Source organism: Thalassotalea euphylliae (assembly GCF_003390335.1).
Taxonomy (GTDB): domain Bacteria; phylum Pseudomonadota; class Gammaproteobacteria; order Enterobacterales; family Alteromonadaceae; genus Thalassotalea_F; species Thalassotalea_F euphylliae_B.
In genome coordinates, this window is record NZ_QUOU01000001.1 from 2,729,904 (window position 1) to 2,742,827 (window position 12,924).

The 12,924-nt window shown below is 44.9% G+C and carries 7 protein-coding genes; 2 read left to right on the top strand and 5 right to left on the bottom strand.

Annotated features, from left to right (window positions below):
• Positions 1-323: 323 nt before the first annotated feature.
• The 5 genes from DXX93_RS12125 to DXX93_RS12145 form a co-directional block, all read right to left on the bottom strand.
• Positions 324-1,430, bottom strand: coding sequence for an efflux RND transporter periplasmic adaptor subunit (locus DXX93_RS12125; protein WP_116008321.1), 1,107 nt, complete (start codon positions 1,428-1,430; stop codon positions 324-326).
• A 132-nt stretch (positions 1,431-1,562) separates the two neighbouring features.
• Complete coding sequence (locus DXX93_RS12130) at positions 1,563-4,661, bottom strand: efflux RND transporter permease subunit (RefSeq protein ID WP_116008322.1); 3,099 nt, start codon at positions 4,659-4,661, stop codon at positions 1,563-1,565.
• Between the two features lie 420 nt (positions 4,662-5,081).
• A complete protein-coding gene (locus DXX93_RS12135; RefSeq protein WP_116008323.1) occupies positions 5,082-6,626 on the bottom strand; it encodes a methyl-accepting chemotaxis protein in 1,545 nt (514 codons plus the stop codon).
• Between the two features lie 557 nt (positions 6,627-7,183).
• The gene (locus DXX93_RS12140) at positions 7,184-7,813 is read right to left on the bottom strand and encodes a hypothetical protein (protein WP_116008324.1); all 630 of its coding nucleotides are present in this window, start codon (positions 7,811-7,813) and stop codon (positions 7,184-7,186) included.
• Positions 7,814-7,846: 33 nt separating this feature from the next.
• Positions 7,847-10,885 (bottom strand): ExeM/NucH family extracellular endonuclease, encoded by a 3,039-nt coding sequence (locus tag DXX93_RS12145; RefSeq protein WP_181902211.1) that lies wholly within the window; start codon positions 10,883-10,885, stop codon positions 7,847-7,849.
• 677 nt (positions 10,886-11,562) lie between these two features.
• On the opposite strand from DXX93_RS12145, the gene DXX93_RS12150 reads away from it, so the two are divergent.
• Complete coding sequence (locus DXX93_RS12150) at positions 11,563-12,618, top strand: hypothetical protein (RefSeq protein WP_116008326.1); 1,056 nt, start codon at positions 11,563-11,565, stop codon at positions 12,616-12,618.
• 15 nt (positions 12,619-12,633) lie between these two features.
• Positions 12,634-12,888: a hypothetical protein gene (locus DXX93_RS12155; RefSeq protein ID WP_116008327.1), complete on the top strand. Its 255-nt coding sequence runs from the start codon at positions 12,634-12,636 to the stop codon at positions 12,886-12,888.
• Positions 12,889-12,924: the final 36 nt, after the last annotated feature.

Consider the following 12,924-nt stretch of genomic DNA (forward strand, 5'->3'; position numbering starts at 1 on the left):
TTTGTCACATGGAAAGCAAAATCAATAACGCAGCATAAACCGCTTTTAAACCAACCCAATTTTTAAGGTAAGGAAGGCGCTTCACAGGAACTCACTCTCTGCGTTGCAGCTTATTGAAAGGTTTCCACATGGATGTGGAACATAAGGGCAACGCAGGAGCTGTTTGCCGAGAGTGACCATTCCGGCAAGCTACGCCTTGATATTGAGTCCCTGTGACAGCGCTGAAATCAAGCACCTTGAAGTAGCATGGGTATAGAAATTTTAAGGTCTATCGCAATTTTCTCGTCAACCTCACTTTGGTGCCTGTTTACTGTAAATAAAGCTTATTTATTAATTGCCGCCACCTGCGTTAGTGCCTCGTCGCGGCGAACCTTTTGCCCTACTTGCAAGCGCTCGCCACCGCGTATAATCACTTCATCGCCAGCTTTGATGTTGCCCGTTACCGAAATCCACTGGCCGATCCCCTGTCCTACTAACACACTCACTTTTTGTGCGATATCTTGGTTATCAACTGTCATCACAAAGGTTTCTTGCTCTCGCAGCACTAAGGCATCACGCGGAACCAGTGTTGCCTGCGCGCTTGCCGCTTTGGGCAGAGAAACCGTGACCGCACTGCCCGACATCATGCCACTGCCATCGGCTTGCAGGCGCACATCAAAAGTACGTGAGGCTTGATCACCCGCTAAACTCCACGTTCTTACGGGTAACTCAAGCAAAGTACCTTGCCATTTCACCAGTACCTTATCATCCGCTTTGATGTGCGGAGCAATAGCGATGGGTGCTGCAATTTTAACATCGAGGTGATGTGTATCTACTAGTTGCAATACTGGGCTGCCGCTCATCACCAACACCCCTTCATCGACAAAGCGCTGGCTAATACTACCGCTAAACGGGGCTTTGATTTGAGATTTATCAATCGCCAATTTGGTTTGCTCCATCGCCAGCTTAGTGGCGTCAACCTCGTTAATGGCAACAGCCAAGTCTTTGACCGTGCGCTCTAACTCACTTAGCGCGGTATGATTAGTTTGATTTAATGTCGATAATCGCTGTTGCTGCTTTTTCAGGTAAACAACGTCTGCTTGATATTGCTTTAACTCTGCCTGCTGCTGCGCTAGTCGCAAAGTTAAATGGCGATTGTCTTGCTTGGCAATCACTTGGCCAGCCGCGACCTCTACCCCTACTTCTTCAATCCATAGCAGTTGCCCAGTTTGCTCTGCTGATAATGGCGAGTTACGCCTGCTGATCACGTTTGCAGGTAACCACATGGTGGGATTTACTTCTTGAGTTTTGACAAAATCAACGCTTACTAAGGCCGCTTTTTCTGGCTCTGCCGCACTGGCTTTATTGGCTATGATTGACGTTGCAGAGATACCGAGTGCTAGCGCCATAATAGCCATGGTACTTGTTACTTTTGTTAGTGAGTTTTTCATGATTGCTTCCTGTAATCTGTTCTTTTATTGGTCAAAGTTAGTTATTCAACAGTTGTTTATTTAAAATATGGTTCGCTCACACTTATGCGCTAAAAAGCTACCGCCGGCACTAGTGCTCTGATACTAATGCTCTTATTTAAAGGCAACCAAATGTGTCGGTTTTTTAGGGCTCTGCGGCGCTCTAAATAGAAAATCTTTACCATTTAGACGCAACAAACACGGCAGTAGGATAATGGTAAACATGGTGCTTACCGCCAAGCCACCAACAATTACTGATGCCAAGCCACGATAGATGACGCTGCCAGTACCCGGCATAAGCAAGAGCGGTAACATGCCAAAGAAGCTGGTTGCTGTACTCATAAAAATAGGTCTTAAACGCAACATCAGTGCTTGCTGCACGGCATCGTCACGGGTCATACCAGTAAGCTCTGCTTGTCGAGTTTGGTGAACAAGTAAAATAGCGTTGTTAACCACTAACCCCAATAAAATCACAAAACCTATCATGGTCAGTAAATCTAAGGGCTGGAACACCACGAGGTTCAGTGTTTGTAGTGCTAAAATGCCGCCTACTGTTGCTAGCGGAATGGTAATAATCACCAGTAAACTGTCTTTGACCGAGCGAAATAAGGCGGCCATCAACAAGAATAAAATAACCAGTGCAAACGCGAAATTTTCACTCATCACGCCGATGGCTTTTTCCAACTGATCCGCGCTGCCACCATATTGAATCGTGCCATCTGCGGGCATAACACCAGCAAGCGCAGGCTCTACCTTGTTTTTAAGGGCGTCGATGGTTTCTTCCAGTGACCAGCCTTGTGGGGGATTAATATTCAACGTAATGGTGCGTTTGCCATCAACGCGTGTTAATCGAGAGGGCCCGACTGTGCGATCAATGCGCACCAGCTCAGAAAGCTGGGTAATATTGCCATTGCCAGTCACCACAGGCACATCCCCCAAGGTATCAGGATCATCCCAACCTTCGGCACGTAAAATCATATTGATGCGTTTGGTGCCGTTAAAATATTCCCCCACATACAAACCGTCACCTAGCGTTCGGACCACACTGCCCAGTGCACGGCGATCCCAACCTTGTTCAAGAATCATGCGGTCATCCGGGGTTAGCCTAAGCTCAGGCTCAGCCATTTCAACCCCCGGTCTTGCTTGCACACTCACCTCAGGAATGGCTTGTTTAACAAAGGTTAACCCTTGCTTAGCGGCTTCTTGCAAGGCGCGGTTGTCTTTCGATTGCAAGCGCATTTGTACTTGTCTACCACCACCAAAGCCGCCAAATAGGTTGCCTTGAAAGGCAAAAGCGTTAGTGTCTGGCAAATCAACCAGCACTTCGTTACGGACAATATCTAACAATTCATCAACGCGCGTTTGATCTTTAACTCGGACACCAACATTGCCCCCAAAAGGTCCAGTAAATAGATAATAGTTCTTCAATGCTGGCTCTTTTTCACCGTCCATGTAGGGCTGTAAACGCTCAACAATTTTCGACACTACCTCACGCTCTAAAGTGTCAATATTGGAGCCAGGCGGGAACTGCAAACGGGCATCCACAGCATCGCGCTTTACTGGCGGTAAATAATCAAGTTTTGGCATGGCGATGTAAGTAACGAATACGGGTACCGCCAACATCACAGTGGCAATGGTTAAACGGCGTCGCTTGGTATGGGTTGCTGACATAACCTTGTTGGTAATGGATTGCCATAAGCTTTGATTGGGATCGACAACTTGTTGCTGACGCAAGAAATACTTCGCCAATACCGGCAGTAATACAGTAGCAACGAGTAAAGAAACTGAAACGGCAATCGCTATTGTCAGTGCCAAATCGCCAAAAAGTTGGCCCTCGATATCTTTGAGGAAAAACACCGGAAGAAAAATCGCAACGGTCGTTGCTGTGGAGGCGAGCAATGCGCCCCAAACCTGTTTGGCGCCTAGCTCAGACGCTTCGTGTTTATCTTTGCCCTGATCTCTCAATCGCAAGATATTTTCGAGCACCACAATTGCCGCATCTAGCACCATGCCAACCGCAAACGCTAACCCCGCCAGAGAAATAACGTTTAAACTGCGGCCTGTGATGTGCAGTACAATAAAGGTGCTGAATAAGCTGATTGGAATGGCAGTGGCAATAATGAGCGTGGCACGCATGCGGCGCACAAATAGCCAAAGCACAGAAAGCGACAACACGACACCAGCAAACAGGTTATTTCTGACCAGATTTATGGCGCGATAAATAAAGACAGATGCATCGAACGATTGCACCATCACCAGCTGTTTCGGCGCGAGTAACTCTTTATTAATTGCGGTAATTTCTGTTTTCACGCGGTTCAGCGTTTCCAGCACATTAGCGCCATTTGCTCTGTCGATGCGCATCGAAAAAGCCGGATTACCATTTTGAATGGCCGTTTCCGACTTATCTGGCCTGCGCACTTCTACCGTGGCAATATCGCCGAGGCGAATATTGCGGCCATTACGCGATTCAAGAATAAGATTCGCCAGATCTGACGCATCGTACTTACCACTAAAACGCAGTGTGTATTGCCTGCGCCCGACATCGACAAAGCCGCCGGTAACGTCATTCGTTGCGGTCACCAGTGATACTAGCTGCGGAATTTGAATACCGTATTCCGCAACCTTGATAGGATCAAAGCGAATTTGCAGCTCTTCGCGATTGCGATCGGCAAATAACTGCACGCCAGCAACGCCTTGCAGTGCTTCAATACGAGGCTTAATCACTTCACTGGCATAGTCAATATAACTGTCAATTGGCTCAGGGTTACCCGGTAGAGCTTGCAGGAAAAAGAAGGTTAATGCTGGCGTACCACCGCCAAAGCCACCTAACATAACTCTGGGTGGCCGTGCATCTCGCGGTTGGTTTTGCACTCTTGTCATTCGGCTGATCACCTCAATCAAGGTTTGATCCATATCGGTTTCCACACCGAATTCCAAATTGATAAAGGCATTGCCGCGATTGGCAAACGCATTCATCGAGTGTAGGCCAGGTATCCCCCGTAACACCCGCTCTTGTGGCTCAATAATCTCTGACTCAATTTCTTGCGGCGAAGCGGCTCGCCAAAAGGTTTGAATCGAAATGCGCGGGCGTTCAATGTCAGGAAATAGTTGAATCGGCAATTTAATTAGGCTGAGCAAGCCAACCAATAAGATAAATGCTACGGCGACGGAAACTGCTGCTGGGCTGCGCAGTGCTGTGGAGGTAAGTTTCATGTGAGTCCCTTTTCTTTCTGACCAGCCTGTTCACCGCGGTAATTCTGATTCTAGTTTAATGCGGCTTTGCGACTCGCCCCTTGATGTCGATGCCAAGTTTGCCGATACGTGTAAACGACAAGCAAATGCAATTAATTTGATGAGTCAAAAGTAGCAATAGCCGCGATAAGTGCCAGTAGGGAAAAGGTGAATTTGTCAGAAAATACGATAAGTAACGTACATGAAATGCTTAGTAATTAGTCGACATACTTTGACATGATTTACGACATATTCAGCAACATCTGTAAATTGGGAAAAGCATAACGTCATGCCTAATAGCAAACATGAATAACCTGTATATTTTAGTCAGCTTAAAAAGAAAAACGCCCAACAGAGTGGGCGTTTTCACAATATAGACAGTCAATTCAACTGGCTACTTAACTAGCCATTGAATTGACTAATCAGGCTTTTTTGATCATTCAAACGAGCCAATAAGTTTTCACTGTAGGCAACCGCTTCTTGGCCGTGCTGCTCACTCGTGCTCGACATACTGGTAATAGAAACAATATTTTGGTTAATTTGATCTGCTACCACAGACTGTTCCTCAACCGCTGTCGCAATCTGAGCACTCAGGTTAGCCAGTTCTGTTACTTCAATATTCAATTGAGCTAAAGCGCCGCCCGTGTCATTGGCCAAGCCTACGCAATTTGCCGATAACTCATTGCCTTTTACCATCGCATTGGTTGCTGCATCTGACTCATTTCGCAATTGGACAAGTAAATTTGCGATTTCATCGGTAGATTGTTGAGTGCGCATTGCCAACGCTCTAACCTCTTCTGCGACGACCGCAAAGCCTCTTCCTTGCTCACCTGCACGCGCTGCCTCAATCGCAGCGTTGAGCGCAAGCAAGTTGGTTTGATCAGCAATACTACTTATTTCGCTCAACACCGCCTCAATCGTTCGACTGCCCGTGGTCAAACGCTCAATAGCGTGATCAACATTGCCCAGTTGATCAGACAACTCACCAATTGCCGTCACCATAGCGTTAACGACTTCTTGTCCTTGGCTATTAATTGTTAACCCTTGCTGTGCCACATTGGCACCATTAGCCACAACTTCGGCAATCTCCTGGACAGTGCAAGACATTTGATGAATGGCAGTCGCAACTTGATCCGTCTCAGATTTTTGCTCAGATAAAATATGGGCAATATTACTGCCCCGCTGTGCAGACTCTTTGGCTGTGTTAGCAATATTACTTGAATCATCGGCCACTCGACCCACCACGGCTCTTAGCTCAGCCTTGCGCATACAAAGCGCCAAATCAATACAGCTAAGGTCATCGTTTTTCCCTGAATAAACCAAGTTCATTAGCGGATTATCGAAGGTTTCTTTTGCTCGATTAACTATCGCAACATATCGCTTGCGCCAAGCAGTAAACACAGCGCAACTTACTGCGCCAATTAACATACCGAACCAAGATAAAAGGTTTGACGTATCGCTAACAACAGACCACAAAGAAATGGCCGTCATCACATATAACGCCATTTGAAACCATAAGGTTGCGTCTGTTTGACGATTTAATTTACGAGGAGAGGTGCCTTGATTTAATTGGCGATACAAGGTCTCTGCACGATCAACGGCTTGACGGTCGGGTGCCGTTCGCACTGACTGATACTCATAAACTTCCCCTCGTTCATTTTTTATTGGGGTAACGTAGGCATTTACCCAGTAATAATCACCATTCTTACAGCGATTTTTTACCAGCCCCATCCAAGGCTTGCCATTTTGAATATAAGACCACATGTTTTTAAATGCCGCTTTGGGCATATCGGGATGGCGCACCATATTGTGTGGTCGTCCGAGCATTTCATCTAATTCATAGCCCGCGATATGACAAAAACTTTGGTTAGCGTATTTAATATGACTGTTTAGATCTGTTGTAGAGAGCAGGATATCTTGCTCAGAAAAGCGCTGTTCAATACTCATTCATACCTCTGTTTTGAATGACTTTAAGATAATTTTTATTGCTGTAATTTGCCTGTGATTTAAATGACTACTTTGCTATTCAGAGCATTTGTACTTGTTGCAAAGCTCAAGCATTAGACCCTATTTTGAGTTATTGATATATGAATCATTTGTAAATTTAATGTTAACTTGATCTAAATTAAACAATCAAGACAAAAGCTTATTTTTTAATCTATTCCTGCTGAATTTAAAATCAAACAGTAGAACTTATCCGAATAAGTCTAAAAATGACGTTATATAAGTAGAGGAAGAACTCAGTACGTTTCGCTTTACACATTTGCTGTGTTGCTAGTACGGATTGTTAACCGTTATTGAAGCCTGTAACTCAAATCACGTTTAAGGCTGGTTGACTTGCAGATTATTGTTAAACCAATTTGGGAACTATTTTCTATAACCACAAAACCTTGTTTTATAAATAATTTTTTATGAAGCAACAAAAAAGCCCCAATAAATTGGGGCTAAACTACGTTAATAAAGGTTAATAGCGGTTTGCAAGTACTGTATTACAACCGAGCGCTTTACTTAGACTTTAGTAAAGAAAAGCGCTTACGGCCGAGCAATAGCAGTGGTAACAAGATCAACGCAGCACTGGCAGGCGCAGGTACTTGCGCAGGATTTACGTTAACACTTGCCCCTTGCAGTGTCAGTGATGCCGGCAAGAAGGCATCTGCACTGCCAAAAGCGTCACTCAGACTCACGTTGGCCAGTGAAAAATCGACAGTACCCGCGCTTGTTAGCTCAAACTGTACTGACGCCAACACAAACTCAGTTACTGCGCCTTGTGCGCCAAACAGATCAAATGCATCTGCAAATGAAAACTCATCAATAGTCAAAGAGTTACCATTGTCTGTGACATTTTGTGATGAACCGAACAGGCCAACATTTAATAAACTGCCAAATGATACCTGCGAGTTTGCCACCGCGCTACTATCAAACGTTAAATCAACGTTGAATGCGCCTATCTCTCGTTGAATGCCGAACACTTGTTCAATGTCTGAAATCACGATATCAGCCGTCACTAAATCACCGACTTGATACGGTTGATCAGCCACTTCAACCGCTAACATCGTGGCGAAGCTAGCTTGACTATATAGCGCTAACACGCCTGCCATTAGGGTGCTTTTTAATGCTTGTTTTATTTTTTTCATGATATTTCCTCTTTTTCTTGTTCTTGTTAAACGCTATTCGGCACGACAACGATTGCGACTACACAAACCGTACATTGCTCGTATATCAGAGAAGTTAACTGTGCCATCTTGATTTATATCTTGTGTTGCTAAATCAATATTGTTGGCACGAATCGCCGTTAACAGCGCTCGGATATCGTTAATATCAACATCTTGATCGCCATCAAAATCCCCTACCAAGCTTTGCTCAGCACCGCCTAAGCGTACCGTTACAATAACAGGGTCGTGATCTGAGGCGCGAAATGCTGTTGGTGCATAGAATGACGTTTGTTGCTCAGACGTTTTAAATTCCAAGTTATAGTCAAACGCGCGTGGTTCATCAGCGTTAATGTGCCATGCTTGTACTTGCTGAACTTGAGCAGCCAAAGAGCCTGAGGCAAGTGCGTGGTCAAGGTAGCCCATCTCACCGCCAAAGCTGTAAGTATAAGCACTTGGGCCAATCTTAGCGGCTAGCAAGTTAGTGTAACCAGAGGCGGTAATAGCATTGATTGGGTCTTCCTTGCCATAAGCGTTCAAATCACCAACGATCAAGACATCATCTTCATCAATACCTGTTGGGTTTGTTGCCAACCAGTTAACTAGGCCGGTAGCCGCTTGAGTTCTCAGTAAGTTCCAGCAGCCTTGACCATCGTTTTGATCCTGATTCGCACCTGTTGCACTGCCACAGCCACCTTTAGATTTAAAGTGATTAACCGCGATGGTAAATCGCTCTTCGCCATTGCCACCCACGTTAGTGGCAAATGTTTGCGCTAAAGGTTGGCGGTTACGAAAATCAAATGGCGTGGTGCTAATCGTCGCGGCGTTGCCAACAGGGCTCACTTTACTTGGCTTGTAAATCATGCCGACAGCGATAGCATCGGAGCCAATACCCGCGCCCGGTAATGCGACAAAGTCATAAGTATTGGCACCAACGCTTGCGTTCAACTCACGCACTAACTGGGCAATAGCGGAGTTATCCCCAAAACCATCGTTTTCAATTTCCATTAAGCCAACAACATCAGCGTCGATCTGTGCCAGTGCAGCAATGATTTTACTTTGCTGACGGTCAAACTCTTGCTCGTTGTCAGCACCGCGTGGCGTTGGGAAGCCTGTGCCATCGCCATTGCCGTTAAAATAGTTAAGCACGTTAAAGCTCGCAATTTTCAGCTCGTCTGCCGCAGCGGAAATGACCTCTTCGCTGCGCGGATTAGCGGCAGTAAAGACAGGGGCTAACGTTGGCAGGAGTTGATAATTGCCAAAACTAAAGTCTAGCGTCCCCTGCAAGTTTGCAACTTTGTCACCAAGGCGAATTGGCGTGTTATAGCTCAGTGCTGGGCTCGGATAAGGCACAACATCTGGGTTTTGCGAAGACTTTTTGTCATCGACAAATAGCGTATTACGGCTATTTCGCTCAGCCAATGCTTGTGCTTGCGGACTACCCGCTGGGTAAATATTGGTTGGGTTAAACAAGCGTCCATTGGACACTTCGAATTGACCAAAACGCGTTAGATTAAAGGTGTTTGTCACCGATAATGATTGCGGTAAGGTCACTAGCATGTTTTCCAGTGATTCAAGCTGCGCGCTTCCCGTTACCGGTAAGGTGATCTCTTGCGGTGCTATCGCTTCACCTTGACCACAATCTAATAGCTCAGCCGATAGTGATAACTGCGTGCGATCAAAGAATTCACTGACATTACCCTGGACGCGAACCTTGTTGCCGAGTGTCGGTAGGTTCACGCGATTGTTTAAGAAAACAAATAACGCTTCAGAGCTTTGCGTATCAGCGTCGTTATCTGCTAACTCTTCTTGTAAAATAAAGCCTTGTAAATCAGGAAGTACATTAGTGACAACGGCTTCAACAATATGAGTTTGATTCACTACTGCTGAGGCATCACCAGCACCTTGAATAGCACTTATTAGCGTTGCTTGATCGCCACACTGACCAAAGTCAATCGGCTCTGGCGGCTCACCGCCATCACCACCGCCACTGCTGTTGTGACTGCCTAAGAATGTAAAGGTATTGCTGTCATACTCAAGCCATTGGTCATCAGGGTTAAAGGCATTATCGACCACATTGTCGCCTTGCGTTACCTCTGGTTTGCGCACTAAGGTTTTATTGGCTCCCCACGATTCACGCACGCCGCGTTGACCGAAAGAATCAATCACTTGATCTTGCTTTACTAGCTCAAAGTAATCATCACCGTTAAAGTTAATCGCGCTCTCTTGCACATCGACATAGTTTAATAAATCGCTATCGCTGGAGATTTGCGAACCGCCGATAACAATAACATCACCAGCGAGCACCTCTCCTGACAAATTCGCCACCGATGTCGGTTGGCTGCTGCCATTTGAATAGAGCTTAAACTGATAACCTGATAGCGAAATTGCATCGTCGGTAGGGTTGTAAATTTCTACCGCCTTATTGAAACCGCTGCCTTCAACGTACTCGGAGAAGAACAAATCGGGACCAACCGGCATAGGATCGATAGGATCTGGCTCTTCACCACCGCCACTTTGCTCACCAGCGACAACGCTGACATCATCAATACGCGTATATTCAGAGCCAGAGCTGTTTGCCATCACAACTTTAAGTTGTAGGGTGTTGGCGCTAGGTACAGCCACTGAAACCGTGACCGCACTAAAGTCGTCAATTAACGTGTGCTCGCTGTTACCTTGTTCTTGCCAATTATCAACGCGAACGAAGTCACCGCCATCGAGTGAATAAAAAATATCAACATAATCAGAAGGTTCGTGAGTTCCCGATTCACTTACCTTCAATGAAAACGAGACGTTGGTGAGATCACTAATACTGATCTGCTCAGACATCCATGCTGAATCACCGCCTATGTCTCTACCTTCAAACTGTTGATTAGTCACTTTGAACCAATCAAACTCATTCTCCAAATTGGCATTACTAACGTCAATTGACCACTTGGTTACATTCTCCATGTCAATTGTGTTAAACAATGCGCCTTTGTTATTAAGCGCAGTATCATTAAAATTTTCCAACCAAACTTCTTGCTGCTCAGCAGATACTGCAGTTGCTAAACTCATTGGAAAAGCTGCTAAAAATACCTTTTGTAAAGGGCTAAGCCGCATACCCTTCGAAAACTTCTTATCATTATTATCTTTCATATTTTCCTCGGAAACTCTTGGATGTTATCGGATGTAAAAATTTGACCTCACTAAATACGGTCAAATTTTGACCCTCAAGTGTTAAATTAATGTTAAAGAAAGATTAAATAAAGGAATTTTATAACCATATGGTTAAAATTTTTTCAGTTGTAAACGAACATTTATTAAGCAGAGCTAAATAAGTAGTTCAAAATACTCACTTTACAACATAAATAAGGCCATGATATTTAAAGAAAAAACACATATTAACAGTACAAAAACCTTATTCATTGACCTCGCTCAAAAAGCCAAACGCCGAAAACTGCGACAGTATATTGCAGATGTGTGATGTTTGCCGCCTAGTTTTCGTTTTGGCTGTACATTAACTTTGATTAGAAATTTTGGTGTACATAGTTACGGCAAACATAGCTTTAAGGCAAAGAGTTCGCACTTTTTCCGACAGCCAATTGACCAAAAGGCCAAGATCTTGCGAAGCATATAGGCAAACACAGCATAAAGGTAAACAACAGCATAGGCGGTAAACGGGCGAGCAAAACCGCGTTAATGGCAGTGTTCGCTGATTATTAGCCTGCAATATCAGTAAATTGAGGCGAGCTATGACAATTGACTACAGTAAAATCGATTATTATCAAAACTTAGCAGCAGACGATGTACCAGCAACCCCCCTCGCGTGGCTGCAATCGCTATCCTCGGCCAGTGTGATTGACTTTGTCGGCCATGAAAAACACCCTTGGCGTGTCGTTACCACCTTACTTCACGGCAACTCACCTTCCGGCTTAATTGCGATACACCGCTTAATTAAAGCCAATGCGTTTGCCAAATTGAAAGTGAATATTCGTATCCTGATCGCATCAGTAGAAGCTGCGCAGCAAAAGCCCTTTTTTGGCAACCAAACATTGCCAAATGGGACTAATTTAGATCGCTGTTTCGGCTCAACTAGCCTCAGCCACTATTATTTACGTGCGCAATTATTGGCAAGTAGCATTCGACAAGTGAAACCAGAAGCCATCGTCGATGTGCAAAACAGCCAAACAACAAGCAAACCATTTGCCATGAGCATTAAACAAAGCCATGACCACCTTGCGCTATCTTCGTTGTTTTGCCAGACGTTAATTGTCTCTAATCTCAAACTGGGCGCTATTTTTGAGCAGGCATTTAACTGCCCGATCATTTCTGTGCAGTGTGGTGATGGGCAAGAGCAGCAAAGCCACCAATTGACCGAAAACGGACTGATGGCCTTTATCGAACAAAAAGATCTCACGTTACGCGAATTGCCCGTCGAAATAGATGTCATACATGACCCCAAACTTATCAGCCTTGCACCAGATACCAGCTTAAACTGGCAGACATCGCCAAGTGAAACCGATATCACCTTAACCGACATCACGTTAAATGATAGTCTCACCAAACACAGCTTTTCGGTGTTCAAGCAACTGACACCAATTGGTTGGACAAACAAACAAAAGCCCAAGCTGTTAATTCGTAATCAAACCAATGATGAACAATTGTCTAACTATATTACCGTCGACAGTGGCCAGATTTTTTGCCAACCAGGGACCTTTGTTTTTGCGGTCAATTCGCCGATGTCTGTTTCTGCCAATGACACCTTGTTTTACATCGCCCGAGAGGAAGTCAAACTGCGAAGAAAGTAGCTAAAAGATAACTAAATGAATGAGTTGATTTCATGTGTGGTTAATGATCAATTATTACTAACAAAGCAACTAGAACGCTATTTCAAGGAAGGAATGATGCGAATGTATGTGTTGTTAACAACATGGCTGCTTATCTTAGTGACTGTCACCGCAGCTCAATTTCCCAAAGATATTCATTACCAAATGCTGGCGACGTCTGTCGCTAATAAAGCTGAAATTAGAGAGTTTTTTCGTTCTCCTGCCCTCACTGTTTTCGCCAAGAGCTATTGATGAGCGACCTAGCATCGTCATTGCCAGACAGCGTTA